Source organism: Pseudomonas sp. LBUM1640 (assembly GCF_059716225.1).
Genome location: NZ_CP166816.1, coordinates 6,200,525 through 6,223,227, shown reverse-complemented (window position 1 = coordinate 6,223,227; position 22,703 = coordinate 6,200,525). Strand labels below are relative to the sequence as shown.

16 protein-coding genes, 6 tRNA genes and 3 rRNA genes are annotated in these 22,703 nt (G+C 54.9%); 22 read left to right on the top strand and 3 right to left on the bottom strand.

Translation table 11 applies throughout. The annotated features are described in order from the left end of the window. Positions 1 to 5: 5 nt before the first annotated feature. Positions 6 to 434 carry a protoporphyrinogen oxidase HemJ gene (gene hemJ, locus ACA065_RS27725; RefSeq protein ID WP_497692330.1) on the bottom strand — a complete coding sequence of 143 codons (429 nt, stop codon included), beginning with the start codon at positions 432 to 434 and terminating at the stop codon, positions 6 to 8. Between the two features lie 136 nt (positions 435 to 570). On the opposite strand from hemJ, the gene argC reads away from it, so the two are divergent. Together argC and erpA are read left to right on the top strand one after the other, a co-directional pair. Continuing rightward, positions 571 to 1,605, top strand: a complete 1,035-nt coding sequence (argC, locus tag ACA065_RS27720) for an N-acetyl-gamma-glutamyl-phosphate reductase (protein ID WP_497692329.1) — start codon at positions 571 to 573, stop codon at positions 1,603 to 1,605. A gap of 165 nt (positions 1,606 to 1,770) precedes the next feature. Continuing rightward, complete coding sequence (gene erpA, locus ACA065_RS27715; protein ID WP_003176443.1) at positions 1,771 to 2,121, top strand: iron-sulfur cluster insertion protein ErpA; 351 nt, start codon at positions 1,771 to 1,773, stop codon at positions 2,119 to 2,121. 76 nt (positions 2,122 to 2,197) lie between these two features. Here erpA and ACA065_RS27710 read toward each other — a convergent pair whose 3' ends face one another. Together ACA065_RS27710 and ACA065_RS27705 are read right to left on the bottom strand one after the other, a co-directional pair. Further along, positions 2,198 to 3,289 carry an anhydro-N-acetylmuramic acid kinase gene (locus ACA065_RS27710; protein ID WP_497692328.1) on the bottom strand — a complete coding sequence of 364 codons (1,092 nt, stop codon included), beginning with the start codon at positions 3,287 to 3,289 and terminating at the stop codon, positions 2,198 to 2,200. A gap of 3 nt (positions 3,290 to 3,292) precedes the next feature. Further along, positions 3,293 to 4,705 carry a peptidoglycan DD-metalloendopeptidase family protein gene (locus ACA065_RS27705; protein ID WP_497692327.1) on the bottom strand — a complete coding sequence of 471 codons (1,413 nt, stop codon included), beginning with the start codon at positions 4,703 to 4,705 and terminating at the stop codon, positions 3,293 to 3,295. Positions 4,706 to 4,914: 209 nt separating this feature from the next. On the opposite strand from ACA065_RS27705, the gene tyrS reads away from it, so the two are divergent. The 20 genes from tyrS to rpoB all read left to right on the top strand — a co-directional run bounded on the left by tyrS (position 4,915) and on the right by rpoB (position 22,646). Continuing rightward, positions 4,915 to 6,114 (top strand): tyrosine--tRNA ligase, encoded by a 1,200-nt coding sequence (tyrS, locus tag ACA065_RS27700; RefSeq protein WP_145157402.1) that lies wholly within the window; start codon positions 4,915 to 4,917, stop codon positions 6,112 to 6,114. A 553-nt stretch (positions 6,115 to 6,667) separates the two neighbouring features. Next, positions 6,668 to 8,204 (top strand): 16S ribosomal RNA (locus ACA065_RS27695). A gap of 161 nt (positions 8,205 to 8,365) precedes the next feature. Next, a tRNA-Ile gene (locus ACA065_RS27690) sits at positions 8,366 to 8,442 on the top strand. A 30-nt stretch (positions 8,443 to 8,472) separates the two neighbouring features. Continuing rightward, positions 8,473 to 8,548, top strand: a tRNA-Ala gene (locus tag ACA065_RS27685). 251 nt (positions 8,549 to 8,799) lie between these two features. Further along, positions 8,800 to 11,691, top strand: a 23S ribosomal RNA gene (locus tag ACA065_RS27680). A 154-nt stretch (positions 11,692 to 11,845) separates the two neighbouring features. Further along, positions 11,846 to 11,961, top strand: a 5S ribosomal RNA gene (gene rrf, locus ACA065_RS27675). The 16S, 23S and 5S rRNA genes sit together here with 2 tRNA genes alongside, the layout of an rRNA operon. A 229-nt stretch (positions 11,962 to 12,190) precedes the next feature. After that, a complete protein-coding gene (gene birA, locus ACA065_RS27670; protein WP_497692326.1) occupies positions 12,191 to 13,150 on the top strand; it encodes a bifunctional biotin--[acetyl-CoA-carboxylase] ligase/biotin operon repressor BirA in 960 nt (319 codons plus the stop codon). Next, positions 13,140 to 13,889 carry a pantothenate kinase gene (locus ACA065_RS27665; protein ID WP_497692325.1) on the top strand — a complete coding sequence of 250 codons (750 nt, stop codon included), beginning with the start codon at positions 13,140 to 13,142 and terminating at the stop codon, positions 13,887 to 13,889. The genes birA and ACA065_RS27665 overlap by 11 nt, the downstream gene beginning before the upstream one ends. A 7-nt stretch (positions 13,890 to 13,896) precedes the next feature. Continuing rightward, positions 13,897 to 14,343: a hypothetical protein gene (locus tag ACA065_RS27660; RefSeq protein ID WP_497692324.1), complete on the top strand. Its 447-nt coding sequence runs from the start codon at positions 13,897 to 13,899 to the stop codon at positions 14,341 to 14,343. Positions 14,344 to 14,485: 142 nt separating this feature from the next. Then, a tRNA-Tyr gene (locus ACA065_RS27655) sits at positions 14,486 to 14,570 on the top strand. A 24-nt stretch (positions 14,571 to 14,594) separates the two neighbouring features. After that, positions 14,595 to 14,668, top strand: a tRNA-Gly gene (locus ACA065_RS27650). 27 nt (positions 14,669 to 14,695) lie between these two features. Continuing rightward, positions 14,696 to 14,771: transfer RNA gene (locus ACA065_RS27645), tRNA-Thr, on the top strand. 160 nt (positions 14,772 to 14,931) lie between these two features. Then, positions 14,932 to 15,007, top strand: a tRNA-Trp gene (locus ACA065_RS27640). 45 nt (positions 15,008 to 15,052) lie between these two features. Next, on the top strand, positions 15,053 to 15,421 hold the full coding sequence (gene secE / locus ACA065_RS27635) for a preprotein translocase subunit SecE (RefSeq protein ID WP_003194658.1): 369 nt from the start codon (positions 15,053 to 15,055) through the stop codon (positions 15,419 to 15,421). Positions 15,422 to 15,430: 9 nt separating this feature from the next. Continuing rightward, positions 15,431 to 15,964, top strand: a complete 534-nt coding sequence (gene nusG / locus ACA065_RS27630; RefSeq protein WP_003176436.1) for a transcription termination/antitermination protein NusG — start codon at positions 15,431 to 15,433, stop codon at positions 15,962 to 15,964. 117 nt (positions 15,965 to 16,081) lie between these two features. Next, positions 16,082 to 16,513 carry a 50S ribosomal protein L11 gene (gene rplK, locus ACA065_RS27625; RefSeq protein WP_003176435.1) on the top strand — a complete coding sequence of 144 codons (432 nt, stop codon included), beginning with the start codon at positions 16,082 to 16,084 and terminating at the stop codon, positions 16,511 to 16,513. Next, positions 16,513 to 17,208, top strand: coding sequence for a 50S ribosomal protein L1 (gene rplA, locus ACA065_RS27620; RefSeq protein WP_003232403.1), 696 nt, complete (start codon positions 16,513 to 16,515; stop codon positions 17,206 to 17,208). Before rplK ends, rplA begins: the two co-directional genes overlap by 1 nt. Positions 17,209 to 17,407: 199 nt before the next feature. Beyond that, complete coding sequence (rplJ, locus tag ACA065_RS27615) at positions 17,408 to 17,908, top strand: 50S ribosomal protein L10 (protein ID WP_083356521.1); 501 nt, start codon at positions 17,408 to 17,410, stop codon at positions 17,906 to 17,908. Positions 17,909 to 17,986: 78 nt separating this feature from the next. Next, the gene (gene rplL / locus ACA065_RS27610) at positions 17,987 to 18,352 is read left to right on the top strand and encodes a 50S ribosomal protein L7/L12 (protein ID WP_003210093.1); all 366 of its coding nucleotides are present in this window, start codon (positions 17,987 to 17,989) and stop codon (positions 18,350 to 18,352) included. 220 nt (positions 18,353 to 18,572) lie between these two features. After that, entirely contained in the window at positions 18,573 to 22,646 is a 4,074-nt protein-coding gene (gene rpoB, locus ACA065_RS27605; protein WP_497692323.1) for a DNA-directed RNA polymerase subunit beta, read from the top strand. Positions 22,647 to 22,703: the final 57 nt, after the last annotated feature.

The window sequence follows — 22,703 nt, the reverse complement described above, 5'->3', positions numbered from 1 at the left end:
TGAAGTTAGAACGGTTTGACCACGACCAAAATTACGATAGCCAGCAATATCAGAACCGGCACTTCATTGAACCAGCGATAAAAGACATGGCTGCGGGTGTTTTTGCCACGGGCAAAACGTTTTACCTGTGCGCCGCACATATGGTGGTAGCCGATGAGCAGCACGACCAAGGTCAGCTTGGCGTGGATCCACGCGCCGGATTGAAAGATGGCAGGGTTGAGGTAGATCAGCCAGCCGCCGAATATCAGGGTGGCGATCATCGCCGGGCCCATGATGCCGCGGTAGAGCTTGCGCTCCATGATGCAGAAGCGTTCTTTGCTGACGGTGTCCTCACTTTGCGCGTGGTAGACGAACAGGCGTGGCAGGTAGAACAGCGCGGCAAACCAGCAGACGACGCTGACGATGTGGAAGGCTTTGATCCATAGATAGAGCATTTCTAATTATTCCCAGGTTCACGGTAACTGAAGATAGTAGTGGCTCATGCGCCCGTACGTCACGTTGACGGTTGTCGCAGGACGATACGGCCCCTATTATCGACGGCTTTCCAGTGGGTTCGTTGAGGGCAGGTTTATGGTCAAGGTCGGTATCGTCGGCGGCACGGGTTACACCGGTGTCGAATTGCTGCGTCTGTTGGCTCAGCATCCGCAAGCTGAGGTGGTGGTCATCACCTCCCGATCCGAGGCCGGGCTGGCCGTTGCCGATATGTACCCGAACCTGCGAGGCCACTACGACGGCCTGGCGTTCAGTGTGCCGGACATCAAGACCCTGGGTGCCTGTGATGTGGTGTTCTTCGCCACGCCTCACGGGGTTGCCCATGCGCTGGCGGGTGAATTGCTGGCGGCGGGCACCAAGGTCATTGACCTGTCGGCTGACTTCCGTCTGCAGGATGCTGAAGAGTGGGCCAAGTGGTACGGCCAACCACACGGCGCACCAGAGTTGTTGGAAGAAGCGGTGTACGGCCTGCCTGAAGTCAATCGCGAGCAGATCAAGCAAGCCCGTCTGATCGCCGTGCCGGGTTGCTATCCGACCGCGACGCAGCTGGGTTTCCTGCCATTGCTCGAAGCCGGCTTGGCGGACACTTCGCGTCTTATCGCCGACTGCAAGTCGGGCGTCAGCGGCGCTGGTCGTGGTGCGGCGGTAGGTTCGCTTTACTCCGAGACGTCGGAAAGCATGAAGGCCTATGCGGTAAAAGGGCATCGCCACTTGCCGGAAATCCGCCAGGGCTTGCGTCGCGCCGCCGGCAAGGACGTGGGCCTGACCTTCGTGCCGCACCTGACGCCGATGATCCGTGGCATTCACTCAACCTTGTACGCCACCGTGGTCGATCGCTCGGTAGACCTGCAATCCTTGTTTGAAAAGCGCTATGCCAACGAACCGTTCGTCGACGTAATGCCTGCCGGTAGCCACCCGGAAACCCGCAGTGTGCGCGGCGCCAACGTCTGCCGTATTGCCGTTCACCGTCCGCAGGATGGCGACTTGGTAGTCGTGCTGTCGGTTATCGACAATCTGGTCAAGGGTGCGTCGGGCCAGGCGGTGCAGAACTTGAACATCCTGTTCGGCCTGGATGAGACGCTGGGCTTGTCCCACGCAGGCATGCTGCCGTAAGGCTTGGTTGCTGTTGTGCAAAAGGCCCGTTGATCGGGCCTTTTGTGTTTTTAATGGCGGCAGCGCAGATTGATATACCGTAACAATAGTTGACCGCTTTTCTAGGAGAAGCGGATAATGCCCGCCATTACGCATATGGCGGCGGTACGCCGGGAGATTATCAGCATGAGCGTTGAGTCCTTCACCCCCACGGCTTTGCAATTCACCCACGGTGCTGCGCACAAGGTGAAGAGCCTGGTCGATGAAGAGGGTAATGATCGCTTGAAGCTGCGCGTATTTGTTACGGGCGGCGGTTGTTCAGGGTTTCAGTACGGTTTTACCTTCGATGAAGATGTAGCCGATGACGACACCATCGTCGAGCGCGAGGGCGTCAGCCTGGTCGTGGACCCGATGAGCTTCCAATACTTGGCAGGTGCCGAGGTGGATTACCAGGAAGGTCTGGAAGGCTCGCGTTTCGTGATCAAGAACCCTAACGCCACCACAACCTGTGGTTGCGGGTCTTCGTTCTCGATCTGATCGACAGCGGATGCAAAAGCGCCGCTTGGCTTTGATAGGCCAAGCGGCGTTTTGCTGTCTGCAGATTATGAAAGCGTCAGGCCGGGTAGATCGCGCCCAGTACTCGCAGCCCACGTGCGCCGGTAACGCTGGGGTGGTTGGCGGCAATGCCTTCGAGGCAGCAATGGGCCAGCCACGCGAAGGCCATGGCTTCGACCCAGTCGGGATCGACGCCGTAAGCGGCAGTGCTGCTGACCTGGGTGGACGGCAGCAGCCTCGCCAGGCGGCTCATCAGCGCGGCGTTATGTGCGCCGCCACCACAGATCAGCAGCGTTTCGGTATCGGTTTGTGCGGCTTGCAGGGACTCGACGATGGTCAGCGCGGTCAGTTCAAGCAGAGTTGCTTGTACATCCTGGGGTTGAAACGCCGGCAATCTGCCAAGGTGGTGTTGCAGCCATCCCAGGTTGAAGACTTCACGCCCAGTGCTTTTCGGGCCTTTGGTCAGAAAGAAGGGGTCGCTGAGCAGGGCGTTGAGTAGTTGAGGCTCCACCTTGCCACTGGCAGCCCATTCGCCGTCGCGGTCAAAGTGCTCGCCGCGCTGCTGATGAATCCAGGCGTCCAGCAAGACGTTGCCCGGGCCGCAGTCGAAGCCCGCTACCGGTTTGCCGGTCTCGATCAGGCTGAGGTTGCTGAACCCGCCGATGTTCAACACGGCACGGTTGCCGCTGCGCTCACCGAACAAGGCTTCGTGAAATGCGGGCACTAAAGGCGCGCCCTGGCCACCGGCGGCAACGTCGCGGCTGCGGAAGTCGCTGACCACGGTGATGTTTGTCAGCTCAGTGAGCAGCGCAGGGTTGCCGATCTGGACGGTGAAGCCGCGTGCGGGCTCATGGCGGATGGTCTGGCCGTGGCTGCCTATCGCGCGAATGTCGTGAGGTTTAAGGTTCTGCTGTTGCAGTAGGGCATGAATACCTTGAGCAGCAAGTGTCACCCAGTGTTGCTGGGCAATTGCCGAGCGGGCGATCTCATCCGGGCCGCTGGCGCACAGGCTGAGCAGCTCGGCGCGCAGGCTGTCAGGCATAGGGATGTAGTGCGTGGCGATCAAGTTGATCGCCGGGTCTTGTTCGATCAGGGCGATATCCAGGCCGTCGAGGCTGGTCCCGGACATCACACCTATATAGAGCGACATACGTTAGCGCTTCGCCGAGGCCAGCAGAGTAGAGCGCTCCTGGTCCATGCGTGCCATCAATGGCTGGCTTTGCTGCAGGAAGCGCGCGCGTTCGGCTTTGGCGATCGGGTCGGCCATCGGCAATTTTTGGCCCAGTGGGTCAACGTGGACGCCGTTTACCTGGAACTCATAGTGCAGGTGCGGGCCGGTGGACAGGCCAGTGGTGCCGATATAGCCGATGACCTGGCCTTGCTTCACGTTACTGCCGGTCGACACGCCCTTGGCGAACCCTTGCATGTGGCCGTACAGCGTGCGGTAGGTGTTGCCGTGCTGGATGATTACGGTATTGCCGTAGCCGCCGCGACGCCCTGCGAGCAGAACCTTGCCGTCACCGGCCGCTTTGATTGGCGTGCCGCGCGGGGCGGCATAGTCCACGCCTTTGTGGGCGCGGATCTTGTTCAGGATTGGGTGCTTGCGGCCCATCGAGAAGCGCGAGCTGATGCGGGCGAAGTCCACCGGCGTACGGATGAACGCCTTGCGCATGCTGTTGCCGTCAGCCGTGTAGTAGCTGCTATTGCCTTGTTTGTTAGTGTAGCGAACGGCGGTGTAGGTTTTGCCACGGTTGGTGAAACGCGCGGAAAGGATATTGCCAGTGCCGACGACTTTGCCGTTGGCGACTTTCTGCTCGTAGATCACGTCGAATTCGTCGCCCTGACGAATGTCCTGAGCGAAGTCGATGTCGTAGCCAAACACACTGGCCATGTCCATGGTCATGCTGTGGGACAAGCCGGCGCGTGCGGCCGATTGTGAAAGGGAGCTATTGATCACGCCGTGTACGTAGGCGGAGCGCATCACGGGTTTGGTGGTGATGCGGTTGAAGGCGAAGCCTTTGGCGCCCTTGGTCAGGGTGATGCTTTCAAGGTCGCTGACGCTGCTGTGCAGGTTGTTCAGTTGGCCGTTGGGTGCCAATTCGAACTCAAGCTTCTGGCCGTGTTTGAGCTGGGTGAATTGCCTGGCTTGTTTATCGCTGGCCAGCACCTCATTAACAGTGGCAGCAGGCAGGCCGACCTTTTCGAACAGCGTTGAGAGCGTGTCGCCTTTGGCTACGATCACTTCGCGATGCAGGGGATTCTTGGCAGCGACTGCCGCCGGCTGCTCTTGAGTGGCTTGCTTAGTGTCTTCGGGAGTGCTTTCTATCTGCGCGAACGGCGACTCAACAGGGGCATTTGTGGCTTGTTGCGCGTCGGCAGCGTCTTGATCTTGTGTCAGTTGTTCAGCTGGACTTTCCAGGTCAAGGCTCAGGGATGTTCGTTTGGCTTCTACGTCACTGGAAGGGAATACCAGGAGTGCCAGGCTGAGAAGGGCGGCGATACCACTTGCGGCGAGCAGGTGGGTCTTCGGGTAAAGCGGCGGCGCTTTAGACGGTTCTGTGGTCATAAGTAATTTTGACTTTGAAGATGAAATGGAAAAGATGAATGACATGATGAAGATGAAATAACTGTATAAAATATAACCAAATCATCTGTTGCGCAAGCTCGCGAACGCTGGGCTTGCTGAATGGTGTCCGTGCGCAGGGCAAAACTTGTAATTAGTCCCTGATCTTGTATGGTTGGTTCCCTTTTGAATCTGAGCCTTGCGGGTCTGTTATGAAGTCGGTTGAAGAGCAGCTAGCGCTGATAAAACGTGGTGCGGAAGAACTGTTGGTCGAGGCCGAGCTGATCGAAAAGCTCAAGCGTGGCCAACCCCTGCGTATTAAGGCTGGCTTCGATCCGACGGCGCCGGATCTGCACCTGGGTCATACCGTGCTTATTAATAAGCTGCGTCAGTTCCAGGAGCTGGGGCATCAGGTCATCTTCCTTATAGGTGACTTCACCGGGATGATCGGTGACCCAAGCGGTAAAAGCGCGACGCGTCCGCCGCTGACCCGTGAACAGGTTCTCGACAATGCCGAGACCTACAAGACCCAAGTGTTCAAGATTCTCGATCCGGCCAAGACCGAGGTGGCGTTCAACTCCACCTGGATGGACCAGATGGGGCCGGCGGACTTCATTCGCCTGACATCCCAATACACCGTGGCGCGCATGCTTGAGCGTGACGACTTCGACAAGCGCTACTCCACCAACCAACCCATCGCGATTCACGAGTTCCTGTACCCGCTGGTTCAAGGGTATGACTCGGTGGCGTTGCGCGCGGACGTTGAGCTGGGCGGTACCGATCAGAAGTTCAACCTGCTGATGGGGCGTGAGCTGCAGCGCGCGTATGGGCAAGAGGCGCAGTGCATCTTGACCATGCCGTTGCTGGAAGGGTTGGATGGCGTCAAGAAGATGTCCAAGTCCTTGGGTAACTATGTAGGTATCCAGGAAGCGCCGGGCGTTATGTACGGCAAGCTGGTTTCGATTCCTGATGCGTTGATGTGGCGTTACTTCGAGCTGTTGAGCTTCCGCTCGATGGACGAGATTAATGCATTGCGTGCTGATGTCGAGGCGGGTGCCAACCCGCGTGACGTGAAGATCAAGTTGGCGGAAGAGATCGTTGCACGCTTCCATGGTGAAGAGGCTGCGGCCAGCGCTCATCGGGCGGCCGGCAACCGTATGAAGGATGGCGAGCTCCCGGATGATCTGCCGGAGATCGAATTGACTGCCGCTGAGGCAATGCCGATTGCTGCTGTCCTTAATAAGGCAGGCCTGGTGAAGAACTCTGCGGTTGCGCGCGACCTGCTGGGTTCCGGTGGCGTGCGTATAGATGGTGAAGTGGTTGATCGCACCTTTATATACGAGCTGGGCGCTACTCACGTTTGCCAGGCCGGGAAGAAGGCATTTGCGCGTATTACGCTCAAATCCGAATAAACCTGAAATTAAGTGTTGACGGCGATTTATATCTGTCTATAATTCGCCCCACTTCCGGCGCAGTCGAAACGGAAAACTCCTTGGTAAACAAAGAGTTATGCGAGATTCGACGGCGAGTTGCTTCAGTTCATCGAAGCCCAGAAGGAGTTGGTAGAGCGGTGTTGTTTAGCTCTATTAACGTTTCGATCCTCTCGGTCGAAAGCGGAGAAAAAGAGGTGTTGACAGCAGCGTGTAACGCTGTAGAATTCGCCTCCCGCTAACGAGAGATCGGAAGCGCAAGTGGTTGAAGTTGTTGAAGAAATCTTCGAAAACTTCTGAAAATAATCACTTGACAGCAAATGAGGCTGCTGTAGAATGCGCGCCTCGGTTGAGACGAAAGATCTTAACCAACCGCTCTTTAACAACTGAATCAAGCAATTCGTGTGGGTGCTTGTGGAGTCAGACTGATAGTCAACAAGATTATCAGCATCACAAGTTACTCCGCGAGAAATCAAAGATGTAACCAACGATTGCTGAGCCAAGTTTAGGGTTTCTTAAAAACCCAAAGATGTTTGAACTGAAGAGTTTGATCATGGCTCAGATTGAACGCTGGCGGCAGGCCTAACACATGCAAGTCGAGCGGTAGAGAGAAGCTTGCTTCTCTTGAGAGCGGCGGACGGGTGAGTAATGCCTAGGAATCTGCCTGGTAGTGGGGGATAACGTTCGGAAACGGACGCTAATACCGCATACGTCCTACGGGAGAAAGCAGGGGACCTTCGGGCCTTGCGCTATCAGATGAGCCTAGGTCGGATTAGCTAGTTGGTGAGGTAATGGCTCACCAAGGCTACGATCCGTAACTGGTCTGAGAGGATGATCAGTCACACTGGAACTGAGACACGGTCCAGACTCCTACGGGAGGCAGCAGTGGGGAATATTGGACAATGGGCGAAAGCCTGATCCAGCCATGCCGCGTGTGTGAAGAAGGTCTTCGGATTGTAAAGCACTTTAAGTTGGGAGGAAGGGCAGTTACTTAATACGTGATTGTTTTGACGTTACCGACAGAATAAGCACCGGCTAACTCTGTGCCAGCAGCCGCGGTAATACAGAGGGTGCAAGCGTTAATCGGAATTACTGGGCGTAAAGCGCGCGTAGGTGGTTTGTTAAGTTGGATGTGAAATCCCCGGGCTCAACCTGGGAACTGCATTCAAAACTGACTGACTAGAGTATGGTAGAGGGTGGTGGAATTTCCTGTGTAGCGGTGAAATGCGTAGATATAGGAAGGAACACCAGTGGCGAAGGCGACCACCTGGACTAATACTGACACTGAGGTGCGAAAGCGTGGGGAGCAAACAGGATTAGATACCCTGGTAGTCCACGCCGTAAACGATGTCAACTAGCCGTTGGAAGCCTTGAGCTTTTAGTGGCGCAGCTAACGCATTAAGTTGACCGCCTGGGGAGTACGGCCGCAAGGTTAAAACTCAAATGAATTGACGGGGGCCCGCACAAGCGGTGGAGCATGTGGTTTAATTCGAAGCAACGCGAAGAACCTTACCAGGCCTTGACATCCAATGAACTTTCTAGAGATAGATTGGTGCCTTCGGGAACATTGAGACAGGTGCTGCATGGCTGTCGTCAGCTCGTGTCGTGAGATGTTGGGTTAAGTCCCGTAACGAGCGCAACCCTTGTCCTTAGTTACCAGCACGTAATGGTGGGCACTCTAAGGAGACTGCCGGTGACAAACCGGAGGAAGGTGGGGATGACGTCAAGTCATCATGGCCCTTACGGCCTGGGCTACACACGTGCTACAATGGTCGGTACAGAGGGTTGCCAAGCCGCGAGGTGGAGCTAATCCCACAAAACCGATCGTAGTCCGGATCGCAGTCTGCAACTCGACTGCGTGAAGTCGGAATCGCTAGTAATCGCGAATCAGAATGTCGCGGTGAATACGTTCCCGGGCCTTGTACACACCGCCCGTCACACCATGGGAGTGGGTTGCACCAGAAGTAGCTAGTCTAACCTTCGGGAGGACGGTTACCACGGTGTGATTCATGACTGGGGTGAAGTCGTAACAAGGTAGCCGTAGGGGAACCTGCGGCTGGATCACCTCCTTAATCGACGACATCAGCTGCTCCATAAGTTCCCACACGAATTGCTTGATTCATTGAAGAAGACGATAAGAAGCAGCCAGAGATGGATGTAGCTTAGTTGGTTAGAGCGCACCCCATGCTCTGTGGTAAAGAGCAGGGTGAGGTCGGCCTTGTAGCTCGAAATTGGGTCTGTAGCTCAGTTGGTTAGAGCGCACCCCTGATAAGGGTGAGGTCGGCAGTTCGAATCTGCCCAGACCCACCAATTTTGTGTGGGAAACGCCTGTAGAAATACGGGGCCATAGCTCAGCTGGGAGAGCGCCTGCCTTGCACGCAGGAGGTCAACGGTTCGATCCCGTTTGGCTCCACCACTACTGCTTCTGAAAGTTTTGAAAGCTTAGAAATGAGCATTCCATCCGTGTGATGGTGAATGTTGATTTCTAGTCTTTGATTAGATCGTTCTTTAAAAATTTGGGTATGTGATAGAAAGATAGACTGAACGTTACTTTCACTGGTAACGGATCAGGCTAAGGTAAAATTTGTGAGTTACTCGTAATTGAGTATTATCGAATTTTCGGCGAATGTTGTCTTCACAGTATAACCAGATTGCTTGGGGTTATATGGTCAAGTGAAGAAGCGCATACGGTGGATGCCTTGGCAGTCAGAGGCGATGAAAGACGTGGTAGCCTGCGAAAAGCTTCGGGGAGTCGGCAAACAGACTTTGATCCGGAGATGTCTGAATGGGGGAACCCAGCCATCATAAGATGGTTATCTTACGCTGAATACATAGGCGTAAGAGGCGAACCAGGGGAACTGAAACATCTAAGTACCCTGAGGAAAAGAAATCAACCGAGATTCCCTTAGTAGTGGCGAGCGAACGGGGACTAGCCCTTAAGTGGCTTTGAGATTAGCGGAACGCTCTGGAAAGTGCGGCCATAGTGGGTGATAGCCCTGTACGCGAAAATCTCTTAGTCATGAAATCGAGTAGGACGGAGCACGAGAAACTTTGTCTGAATATGGGGGGACCATCCTCCAAGGCTAAATACTACTGACTGACCGATAGTGAACTAGTACCGTGAGGGAAAGGCGAAAAGAACCCCGGAGAGGGGAGTGAAATAGATCCTGAAACCGTATGCGTACAAGCAGTGGGAGCCCACTTTGTTGGGTGACTGCGTACCTTTTGTATAATGGGTCAGCGACTTATTTTCAGTGGCGAGCTTAACCGAATAGGGGAGGCGTAGCGAAAGCGAGTCTTAATAGGGCGTCTAGTCGCTGGGAATAGACCCGAAACCGGGCGATCTATCCATGGGCAGGTTGAAGGTTGGGTAACACTAACTGGAGGACCGAACCGACTACCGTTGAAAAGTTAGCGGATGACCTGTGGATCGGAGTGAAAGGCTAATCAAGCTCGGAGATAGCTGGTTCTCCTCGAAAGCTATTTAGGTAGCGCCTCATGTATCACTGTAGGGGGTAGAGCACTGTTTCGGCTAGGGGGTCATCCCGACTTACCAAACCGATGCAAACTCCGAATACCTACAAGTGCCGAGCATGGGAGACACACGGCGGGTGCTAACGTCCGTCGTGAAAAGGGAAACAACCCAGACCGTCAGCTAAGGTCCCAAAGTTATGGTTAAGTGGGAAACGATGTGGGAAGGCTTAGACAGCTAGGAGGTTGGCTTAGAAGCAGCCACCCTTTAAAGAAAGCGTAATAGCTCACTAGTCGAGTCGGCCTGCGCGGAAGATGTAACGGGGCTCAAACCATACACCGAAGCTACGGGTATCACGTAAGTGATGCGGTAGAGGAGCGTTCTGTAAGCCTGTGAAGGTGAGTTGAGAAGCTTGCTGGAGGTATCAGAAGTGCGAATGCTGACATGAGTAACGACAATGGGTGTGAAAAACACCCACGCCGAAAGACCAAGGTTTCCTGCGCAACGTTAATCGACGCAGGGTTAGTCGGTCCCTAAGGCGAGGCTGAAAAGCGTAGTCGATGGAAAACAGGTTAATATTCCTGTACTTCTGGTTATTGCGATGGAGGGACGGAGAAGGCTAGGCCAGCTTGGCGTTGGTTGTCCAAGTTTAAGGTGGTAGGCTGGAATCTTAGGTAAATCCGGGATTCTAAGGCCGAGAGCTGATGACGAGTTAACTTTTAGTTAACGAAGTGGTTGATGCCATGCTTCCAAGAAAAGCTTCTAAGCTTCAGGTAACCAGGAACCGTACCCCAAACCGACACAGGTGGTTGGGTAGAGAATACCAAGGCGCTTGAGAGAACTCGGGTGAAGGAACTAGGCAAAATGGCACCGTAACTTCGGGAGAAGGTGCGCCGGTGAGGGTGAAGGACTTGCTCCGTAAGCTCATGCCGGTCGAAGATACCAGGCCGCTGCGACTGTTTATTAAAAACACAGCACTCTGCAAACACGAAAGTGGACGTATAGGGTGTGACGCCTGCCCGGTGCCGGAAGGTTAATTGATGGGGTTAGCTAACGCGAAGCTCTTGATCGAAGCCCCGGTAAACGGCGGCCGTAACTATAACGGTCCTAAGGTAGCGAAATTCCTTGTCGGGTAAGTTCCGACCTGCACGAATGGCGTAACGATGGCGGCGCTGTCTCCACCCGAGACTCAGTGAAATTGAAATCGCTGTGAAGATGCAGTGTATCCGCGGCTAGACGGAAAGACCCCGTGAACCTTTACTATAGCTTTGCACTGGACTTTGAATTTGCTTGTGTAGGATAGGTGGGAGGCTTTGAAGCGTGGACGCCAGTCTGCGTGGAGCCAACCTTGAAATACCACCCTGGCAACTTTGAGGTTCTAACTCAGGTCCGTTATCCGGATCGAGGACAGTGTATGGTGGGTAGTTTGACTGGGGCGGTCTCCTCCTAAAGAGTAACGGAGGAGTACGAAGGTGCGCTCAGACCGGTCGGAAATCGGTCGTAGAGTATAAAGGCAAAAGCGCGCTTGACTGCGAGACAGACACGTCGAGCAGGTACGAAAGTAGGTCTTAGTGATCCGGTGGTTCTGTATGGAAGGGCCATCGCTCAACGGATAAAAGGTACTCCGGGGATAACAGGCTGATACCGCCCAAGAGTTCATATCGACGGCGGTGTTTGGCACCTCGATGTCGGCTCATCACATCCTGGGGCTGAAGCCGGTCCCAAGGGTATGGCTGTTCGCCATTTAAAGTGGTACGCGAGCTGGGTTTAGAACGTCGTGAGACAGTTCGGTCCCTATCTGCCGTGGACGTTTGAGATTTGAGAGGGGCTGCTCCTAGTACGAGAGGACCGGAGTGGACGAACCTCTGGTGTTCCGGTTGTCACGCCAGTGGCATTGCCGGGTAGCTATGTTCGGAATAGATAACCGCTGAAAGCATCTAAGCGGGAAACTAGCCTCAAGATGAGATCTCACTGGGACCTTGAGTCCCCTGAAGGGCCGTCGAAGACTACGACGTTGATAGGTTGGGTGTGTAAGCGCTGTGAGGCGTTGAGCTAACCAATACTAATTGCCCGTGAGGCTTGACCATATAACACCCAAGCAATTTGTGAACTCGAAAGAGGCCAGATTGCGGTGTGTGAAGACGATAGAACCGAAAGTTCGACTCTTACAAACACCGAAAGCTATCACATACCCAATTTGCTGAAGCGAGGCCATTTGGTCACGACTCAGTACCCGAATTTCTTGACGACCATAGAGCATTGGAACCACCTGATCCCATCCCGAACTCAGTAGTGAAACGATGCATCGCCGATGGTAGTGTGGGGTTTCCCCATGTGAGAGTAGGTCATCGTCAAGATTAAATTCCAGAACCCCTGTTTGCTAACGCAAACAGGGGTTTTGTTTTGGGCGGTCAGAAAGGAGTTAAGGCAGTAATCCTCGCTCGCGATGGGTCTAAACGATTGTGCGCCATGCATGGCGCACCTCTATCAGCAAAGTCCCGCCTTCCAGTGCTCAAATCTCGGCCTTTCTATGCAATGGCCTTATGCATGGCTATCATGCGTGCCTCATTGTGAGGCGATACTTGCATGCTGACGTTGTTAGAACTTCTTAAAGATGGCCGATTCCATTCCGGAGAAGCGCTGGGTGCCGCCTTGGGTGTCAGTCGCAGTGCGGTTTGGAAGCAGCTCCAGCATCTTGAGGCAGAGCTGAATCTGCCCATTCACAAGATCCGTGGTAAGGGATATCAGCTTGCATCCCCGTTGGTGTTCTTGAATGCAGAAGAAATTGAAACGAATGCCTCTTCTTTGACGTGGCCCGTTTACATCTCAGACTCTATTGACTCCACTAATGCAGAAGCTTTGCGCCTTATCGAGGCGGGTAATGATGCGCCATTCCTGGTGCTCGCGGAGCAGCAAACAGCCGGCAGAGGTAGGCGAGGCCGCAAGTGGGTCAGCCCGTTCGCTCAGAATGTCTATTACAGCCTTGTGTTGCGCATCGAGGGTGGGCTGCGGCAGCTGGAAGGTCTCAGTCTCGTAGTTGGATTGGCTGTCATGCAGGCTCTACGTGAATTAGGTGTGCAGAGTGCTGCCTTGAAATGGCCAAACGACGTCCTGGTTGGGCACAAAAAAATAGCCGGTATCTTGCTTGAGTTGGTCGGAGATCCAGCGGACATTTGCCACGTTGTGCTTGGAATAGGCATTAACGTAAATATGCAGCAGGCTGCTGAGGTTGATCAGCAGTGGACCTCCGCACAGCTGGAAACAGGCTCTGCAGTCGACCGCAATTACTTGGTTGCGCAGCTGGGTCTGCAGCTGCAAAGTCACCTGGAGCGACATAAGGCCTTTGGTTTCTCTGCGCTCCAGGAGGAGTGGGAGCGAAATCATTTGTGGCAGGGGAGGGCTGTGTCTCTCATTGCGGGCGTCAACCAGATAGACGGGATTGTGCTGGGTATCGACCACCAGGGCGCACTGCGTCTGAGCGTCGATGGTGTCGAGAAAATATATAGCGGTGGTGAGTTAAGCCTGAGGCTGCGTGATGATTCTTGAGCTCGACTGTGGGAATAGCTTTATCAAGTGGCGTTTACTCGAGTCGCAGGCGGCTAGTGCCTCTGCGGAAGGTGTTGTCGATTCGGATCTCGCATTGATTAAGAGTCTGACTGCAATTGCGGGCCTGTTGCTGACGCAATGCCGTCTGGTGAGTGTTCGGGCTTCAGAGGAAACCGGCAAACTGGTTGAGGCGTTGCAGGAGAGTTTTGGTGTCACGGTCTCCTGTGCTGCCCCAGCGCGGGAAATGGCCGGAGTGCGCAATGGGTATGAAGAGTTCGAGCGTCTTGGGCTTGATCGTTGGTTAGCGATGCTTGGTGGTTTCAATCTGGCGCCAGGTGCTTGTTTGGTGCTCGACTTTGGCACCGCCGCGACTGCGGACTTTATTGCTGCTGATGGTGAGCACCTTGGAGGCTTCATATGTCCAGGATTGCCTCTTATGCGCAGCCAGTTGCGAACGCACACCCGCAAGATTCGCTACGACGACGCTGCGGCTGAGCAGGCCATGGAGCGTCTGTCACCGGGGCGAACGACCGTTCAAGCTGTCGAGCGAGGCTGTACGTTGATGCTCAGAGGGTTTGTATTGACTCAGCTTGAGTTGGCACGCCGTTATTGGGGGGATGACTTCACCGTTTTCCTAACGGGGGGGGATGCTGACCTGGTCTCGGACGCCGTACCGCAGGCACGCTTTGTTCCTGATCTGGTTTTTGTGGGTTTGGCGATGGCGTGCCCTTTGTCCTGAGGTAATTATGCGTTGGCTGTTTTTGCTTTTGCTTGTTCTCAATGCCTTCTATTACGTCTGGCATCAACAAGAGGCGCCGTTGCGCGCCAAGGACGTCACGCCTTTGAGTCTTTATCGAGGCTCCCAGCAGGACATCCGGCTGTTGAGTGAGTCTTCTGAATCGGTAGCGCGTCGTGATCGAGCAAAAGCTCCCGAGACACAAAATACATGCTTATACATAGGTGGCTTTGCTGATCAGCGGCAAGTGCAGTCGCTCGAGCAGCGCCTGATGAGCCTGGATATAAGGGTCAAGGTGCAACTGCTCAATGCTCCTGACGCCTCTGGCTATTGGCTCCGTGTGGCCCCTGAAAGCAGGCGTCTTGCGGATGATCTGCCCTTTGAAAACCTTGCTAAGGAATTCAATGAGTTAAAACATAAAATAATGCTGTGCGAAGGCATTGCAACTGTCGAATAGTTTGCATAGAATGGCGCCCGCTTCGCAGTGAAGACCTTTACGGCCTGCAGTGTGAAGCGAGCGTCAACGCAGCTAACCTCATATTTTTAATGAGAAAATGCTTGACAGAAGGCCGGCGTGATGTAGAATGCCGGCTCGCTTAGGAGGGGTTCCCGAGCGGCCAAAGGGATCAGACTGTAAATCTGACGTCTACGACTTCGAAGGTTCGAATCCTTCCCCCTCCACCATTTTTAGCGTGAGCTGCAAGCTCCGCGGGTATAGTTTAGTGGTAGAACCTCAGCCTTCCAAGCTGATGATGCGGGTTCGATTCCCGCTACCCGCTCCAAGTTTGCAGGTTGTGCACGGTGTTTTTGCTCTTGTAGCTCAGTTGGTAGAGCACACCCTTGGTAAGGGTGAGGTCAGCGGTTCAAATCCGCTCAAGAGCTCCATATAACAAGGCAGATATGAAAATATCTGCCTTTGTTTTAACAGCGGCCTCGGCTTGATGGTCTTCTGCCTGGCTTGATGTTGGGTGATTTCAAGTCTCTTGGGGTTGGTTGTTGTAAAGTCTTTTTCAGGCCTGCATAATGGTCGGCCTGATTTTGTTTTAGGTCAGTAGCTCAATTGGCAGAGCGACGGTCTCCAAAACCGTAGGTTGGGGGTTCGATTCCCTCCTGACCTGCCAGATTCACTTGGTGTGTCTGGCTTTCTTTTCACAGGATCTTCATAGATGACTCCTAAGGCTGAAGCTCAAAGCTCTCGTTTCGATCTGGTCAAGTGGCTTGCTGTAGTCGCACTGGTGGTCGTAGGCGTTGTTGGCAATCAGTATTACTCTGCTTCGCCGATCCTGTACCGCGTACTCGCTTTGCTTGCCCTTGCCGCTGTAGCTGCCTTTGTAGGCCTGCAGACTGCCAAAGGCAAGTCTTTCGCAGTTCTGGTAAAGGAAGCTCGCACAGAAATCCGTAAAGTCGTTTGGCCGACTCGCCAAGAAACCACGCAGACCACGTTGATTGTTGTGGCTGTTGTTCTGGTTATGGCGTTGCTGTTGTGGGGGCTTGATTCCCTGCTCGGCTGGCTTGTTTCCTTGATTGTTGGCTAAGGGTGTCCCGTGGCTAAGCGTTGGTACGTTGTGCATGCTTACTCGGGTTACGAGAAGCATGTCATGCGCTCTTTGCTAGAGCGCGTAAAGCTGGCAGGCATGGAAGATGGCTTCGGCGAAATTCTGGTTCCCACTGAAGAAGTGGTTGAAATGCGGAATGGTCAGAAGCGCAAAAGCGAACGCAAGTTCTTCCCTGGCTACGTGCTGGTTCAGATGGACATGAATGAAGGTACTTGGCACTTAGTCAAGGACACTCCTCGTGTTATGGGTTTCATTGGCGGTACTGCCGATAAGCCTGCTCCGATCACCGACAAAGAGGCGGAAGCAATTCTGCGTCGTGTTGCTGACGGTAGCGACAAGCCTAAGCCGAAGACATTGTTCGAACCGGGTGAGGTTGTTCGTGTCACAGATGGTCCGTTTGCTGATTTCAACGGTACTGTCGAAGAAGTTAACTACGAAAAGAGCCGGATCCAAGTGGCGGTGCTCATTTTCGGTCGCTCTACTCCGGTAGAGCTGGAGTTCAGCCAGGTCGAGAAGGTCTAGCTGAGCAAGCATCCCAACCCCGCAGCCTTAGGCTGTGGGGTTTTGTCGTCACTGGGATAAACGCGCAAGTAACCGGGGAGCCTTTCGAGGCGTTTGAACCCGTAATTGGAGTGCCTCATGGCCAAGAAGATTACCGCTTACATCAAGCTGCAAGTGAAGGCCGCTCAGGCCAACCCAAGTCCACCTGTCGGCCCGGCTCTGGGTCAGCACGGCGTGAACATCATGGAATTCTGCAAGGCCTTCAACGCCCGTACTCAGGGTCTTGAGCCAGGTCTGCCGACTCCAGTGATCATCACTGTATACAGCGACCGTAGCTTCACTTTCGAAACCAAGTCGACCCCGGCTTCGGTTCTGTTGAAGAAGGCTGCAGGTCTGACTAGCGGTTCCGCTCGTCCTAACACCGTTAAGGTTGGCACCGTAACTCGTGCTCAGTTGGAAGAAATCGCGAAAACCAAAAACGCGGATCTGACTGCAGCTGATATGGATGCAGCCGTGCGTACCATCGCCGGTTCTGCTCGTAGCATGGGCCTTAACGTGGAGGGTGTGTAATGGCTAAGCTGACCAAGCGCCAAAAGGCTATCGCCGGCAAAATCGAAGCAGGCAAGGCCTACAACTTTGTAGACGCTGCTGCCCTGCTGACTGAGCTGTCGACTGTCAAGTTCAGCGAGTCCGTTGACGTTGCTGTAAACCTGGGTGTTGACCCACGTAAATCCGACCAGGTCGTTCGTAGCGCTACTGTGCTGCCACACGGCACTGGCAAGACTGTACGTGTTGCTGTCTTCACCCAAGGCCCGGCAGCTGAAGCTGCTCTGGCCGCCGGCGCTGATCGCGTTGGCATGGACGACCTGGCTGCCGAAATGAAAGGCGGCGACCTGAACTACGACGTAGTTATTGCTTCCCCGGATGCAATGCGCGTTGTTGGTCAGTTGGGTCAGATCCTCGGTCCACGTGGTCTGATGCCTAACCCTAAAGTCGGCACCGTAACACCAGACGTAGCTACCGCGGTTAAAAACGCCAAGGCTGGTCAGGTTCGTTATCGCACCGACAAAAACGGCATCATTCACACCTCCGTTGGCAAAGTCGGCTTCGATGCCGTCAAGCTGAAGGAAAACGTTGAAGCCCTGATCGCTGATCTGAAGCGTATCAAGCCAGCTTCCTCGAAAGGTATCTATGTCAAGCGCGTTACCCTGAGCACCACTATGGGCCCAGGTCTGGTCATCGACCAAGGCTCGCTGGACGTATAAGACACAGGTTGACGCGAGAGATCGCGACAATTGAAAAAATTGGGGTCCCTGCCTGGCGGGGGCTATCCAAGACCGTAGGCGGCGCAAGTCTTAAACCACAAGCCTACGCAGATGGTGCTCCCGGTTCCTTACCGAATCAGACACCAAAACGACATCCGGCTTCGGCCAGATGAAACGGTAACAAGCAGGAGTTAAACCCGTGGCAATTAATCTCAATGACAAGAAGGCCATCGTCGCTGAAGTCAACGAGGCTGCCAAAGCTGCTCTGTCCGCTGTCGTGGCTGATGCCCGTGGTGTGACAGTAAGCGCTATGACCGGACTCCGTAAAGAGGCTCGTGAAGCTGGCGTCTACGTACGTGTTGTACGTAATACCCTGCTCAAGCGCGCTGTTGCTGACACTGAATACAGTGTCCTCAACGACGTGTTCACCGGCCCGACTCTGATCGCGTTCTCCACTGATCATCCTGGCGCTGCTGCCCGTTTGTTCAAAGAGTTCGCCAAGAGTCAGGATAAGTTCGAGATCAAGGCAGCTGCGTTCGAGGGCAAGTTCCTCGCAGCTAACCAAATCGACGTACTGGCAACACTGCCGACCCGTAACGAAGCTATTTCTCAGCTGATGAGCGTGATTCAAGGCGCTACCAGCAAGTTGGCTCGTACTCTGGCCGCAGTTCGCGAGCAAAAAGAAGCTGCCGCAGCCTAAGGCTGAGCACTTCCTCTCGCGTATTTTTGTTTATTTCGATGGCCGCGTAGGCCGTCCCCCAATTCAGGAATTACAGCAATGTCTATCTCCCAAGACGATATCCTCAACGCCGTAGCTGAAATGTCGGTTCTGCAGGTTGTTGAGCTGATCAAAGCTTTCGAAGAAAAATTCGGTGTTTCCGCTGCCGCTGCTTCCGCTGGTCCAGCTGTTGCTGCTGTTGCTGCTGAAGAGCAAACCGAATTCAACGTCATGCTGCTGGAAGCTGGCGAGAAGAAAGTAAACGTGATCAAGGCAGTTCGTGAACTGACCGGTCTGGGCCTGAAAGAAGCCAAGGCTGTAGTTGACGGCGCTCCTGCCCAGGTTCTGGAAGCAGTGTCGAAAGACGCAGCTGACAAAGCTAAAGCAGTGCTGGAAGAAGCAGGCGCTAAAGTCGAGCTGAAGTAAGCATCGACCTTGCGTCTCCAGCCCAAGCGTTAAGCTGAAGGCTGATGGCTGGTGGCTCTTGCCACCGGCCTTTTTCCGTTCTTGGCTGTCGACTCGGTCGCCGCCATTAACGCGCTGTAGCCACCCGATGCGGTGGTGCAAACCATGGGGTTTGCAAGATTTTCTGGCTGCTCCCGTCGGGAGGGGCCAAACAAGCAGGTGACCAAGCTGGGGAACGCTGATGGCTTACTCATATACTGAGAAAAAACGTATCCGCAAGGACTTTAGCAAGTTGCCGGACGTCATGGATGTCCCGTACCTTCTGGCTATCCAGCTGGATTCGTATCGTGAATTCTTGCAAGCGGGAGCGACTAAAGATCAGTTCCGCGACGTGGGCCTGCATGCGGCCTTCAAATCCGTTTTCCCGATCATCAGCTACTCCGGCAATGCTGCGCTGGAGTACGTGGGTTATCGCCTGGGCGAACCGGCATTTGATGTCAAAGAATGCGTGTTGCGCGGTGTTACGTACGCCGTACCTTTGCGGGTAAAAGTCCGTCTGATCATTTTCGACAAAGAATCGTCGAACAAAGCGATCAAGGACATCAAAGAGCAAGAAGTCTACATGGGCGAAATCCCACTGATGACTGAAAACGGTACCTTCGTTATCAACGGTACCGAGCGCGTTATCGTTTCCCAGCTGCACCGTTCCCCGGGCGTGTTCTTCGACCACGACCGCGGCAAGACGCACAGCTCCGGTAAGCTCCTGTACTCCGCGCGGATCATTCCGTACCGCGGCTCGTGGTTGGACTTCGAGTTCGACCCGAAAGACTGCGTGTTCGTGCGTATCGACCGTCGTCGTAAGCTGCCGGCCTCGGTACTGCTGCGCGCGCTCGGCTATACCACTGAGCAAGTGCTGGATGCTTTCTACACCACCAACGTATTCAGCCTGAAGGATGAAACCCTCAGCCTGGAACTGATTGCTTCGCGTCTGCGTGGTGAAATTGCCGTCCTGGATATCCAGGATGAGAATGGCAAGGTTATCGTTGAAGCTGGTCGCCGTATTACTGCGCGCCACATCAACCAGATCGAGAAAGCCGGTATCAAGTCGCTGGACGTGCCGCTGGACTACGTCCTGGGCCGCACCACCGCCAAGGTCATCGTTCACCCGGCTACAGGCGAAATCCTGGCTGAGTGCAACACCGAGCTGAACACCGAGATCCTGGCGAAAATCGCCAAGGCCCAGGTTGTTCGCATCGAGACCCTGTACACCAACGACATCGACTGCGGTCCGTTCATCTCCGACACACTGAAGATCGACTCCACCAGCAACCAATTGGAAGCGCTGGTCGAGATCTATCGCATGATGCGTCCTGGTGAGCCACCAACCAAAGACGCTGCCGAGACCCTGTTCAACAACCTGTTCTTCAGCCCTGAGCGCTATGACCTGTCTGCGGTCGGTCGGATGAAGTTCAACCGTCGTATCGGTCGTACCGAGATCGAAGGTTCGGGCGTGCTGTGCAAGGAAGACATCGTCGCGGTGCTGAAGACTCTGGTCGACATCCGTAACGGTAAAGGCATCGTCGATGACATCGACCACCTGGGTAACCGTCGTGTTCGCTGCGTAGGCGAAATGGCCGAGAACCAGTTCCGCGTTGGCCTGGTACGTGTTGAGCGTGCGGTCAAAGAGCGTCTGTCGATGGCTGAAAGCGAAGGCCTGATGCCGCAAGACCTGATCAACGCCAAGCCAGTGGCTGCGGCGGTGAAAGAGTTCTTCGGTTCCAGCCAGCTCTCGCAGTTCATGGACCAAAACAACCCGCTCTCCGAGATCACCCACAAGCGCCGTGTTTCCGCACTGGGCCCGGGCGGTCTGACCCGTGAGCGTGCAGGCTTTGAAGTTCGTGACGTTCACCCGACGCACTACGGTCGTGTTTGCCCGATCGAAACGCCGGAAGGTCCGAACATCGGTCTGATCAACTCCCTGGCCGCTTATGCGCGCACTAACCAGTACGGCTTCCTCGAGAGCCCGTACCGTGTAGTGAAAGACGCTCTGGTCACCGACGAGATCGTGTTCCTGTCCGCCATCGAAGAAGCTGATCACGTGATCGCTCAGGCTTCGGCCACGATGAACGACAAGAAAGTCCTGATCGACGAGTTGGTAGCTGTTCGTCACTTGAACGAGTTCACCGTTAAGGCGCCGGAAGACGTCACCTTGATGGACGTTTCGCCGAAGCAGGTAGTTTCGGTTGCTGCGTCGCTGATCCCGTTCCTGGAACACGATGACGCCAACCGTGCGTTGATGGGTTCCAACATGCAGCGTCAAGCTGTACCGACCCTGCGTGCTGACAAGCCGCTGGTAGGTACCGGCATGGAGCGTAACGTAGCCCGTGACTCCGGCGTTTGCGTCGTGGCTCGTCGTGGCGGCGTGATCGACTCTGTTGATGCCAGCCGTATCGTGGTGCGTGTTGCCGATGACGAAGTTGAAACTGGCGAAGCCGGTGTCGACATCTACAACCTGACCAAATACACCCGCTCGAACCAGAACACCTGCATCAACCAGCGTCCGCTGGTGAGCAAGGGTGATCGCGTTCAGCGTAGCGACATCATGGCCGATGGCCCGTCCACCGACATGGGTGAGCTGGCACTGGGTCAGAACATGCGCATCGCGTTCATGGCATGGAACGGCTTCAACTTCGAAGACTCCATCTGCCTGTCCGAGCGTGTTGTTCAAGAAGACCGCTTCACCACGATCCACATTCAGGAACTGACCTGTGTGGCACGTGACACCAAGCTTGGGCCAGAGGAAATCACTGCAGACATCCCGAACGTGGGTGAAGCTGCACTGAACAAACTGGACGAAGCCGGTATCGTTTACGTAGGTGCTGAAGTTGGCGCAGGCGACATCCTGGTTGGTAAGGTCACTCCGAAAGGCGAGACCCAGCTGACTCCGGAAGAGAAGCTGTTGCGTGCCATCTTCGGTGAAAAAGCCAGCGACGTTAAAGACACTTCCCTGCGCGTACCTACCGGTACCAAGGGTACTGTCATCGACGTACAGGTCTTCACCCGTGACGGCGTTGAGCGTGATGCTCGTGCACTGTCCATCGAGAAGACCCAACTCGACGAGATCCGCAAGGACCTGAACGAAGAGTTCCGTATCGTTGAAGGCGCGACCTTCGAACGTCTGCGTTCCGCTCTGGTAGGCCGCAAGGCTGAAGGCGGCGCAGGTCTGAAGAAAGGTCAGGACATCACCGACGAAATCCTCGACGGTCTTGAGCACGGCCAGTGGTTCAAACTGCGCATGGCTGAAGATGCTCTGAATGAGCAGCTCGAGAAGGCCCAGGCCTACATCGTTGATCGTCGCCGTCTGCTGGACGACAAGTTCGAAGACAAGAAGCGCAAACTGCAGCAGGGCGATGACCTGGCTCCAGGCGTGCTGAAAATCGTCAAGGTTTACCTGGCAATCCGTCGCCGCATCCAGCCGGGCGACAAGATGGCCGGTCGTCACGGTAACAAAGGTGTGGTCTCCGTGATCATGCCGGTTGAAGACATGCCGCACGATGCCAATGGCACCCCGGTCGACGTCGTCCTCAACCCGTTGGGCGTACCTTCGCGTATGAACGTTGGTCAGATCCTTGAAACCCACCTGGGCCTCGCGGCCAAAGGTCTGGGCGAGAAGATCAACCGTATGATCGAAGAGCAGCGCAAGGTCGCAGACCTGCGTAAGTTCCTGCACGAGATCTACAACGAGATCGGCGGTCGCAACGAAGAGCTGGACACCTTCTCCGACCAGGAAATCCTGGATCTGGCGAAGAACCTGCGCGGCGGCGTTCCAATGGCTACCCCGGTGTTCGACGGTGCCAAGGAAAGCGAAATCAAGGCCATGCTGAAACTGGCAGATTTGCCAGAAAGCGGCCAGATGCAGCTGTTCGACGGCCGTACCGGCAACAAGTTTGAGCGCCCGGTTACTGTTGGCTACATGTACATGCTGAAGCTGAACCACTTGGTAGACGACAAGATGCACGCTCGTTCTACCGGTTCGTACAGCCTGGTTACCCAGCAGCCGCTGGGTGGTAAGGCTCAGTTCGGTGGTCAGCGTTTCGGGGAGATGGAGGTCTGGGCACTGGAAGCATACGGTGCTGCTTACACTCTGCAAGAAATGCTCACAGTGAAGTCGGACGATGTGAACGGTCGGACCAAGATGTACAAAAACATCGTGGACGGCGATCACCGTATGGAGCCGGGCATGCCCGAGTCCTTCAACGTGTTGATCAAAGAAATTCGTTCCCTCGGCATCGATATCGATCTGGAAACCGAATAACACGTGACGCGAATCGAGGGCGGGGCTGTTTAGCCCGCTCTCTGCTCCGCCAGGAGG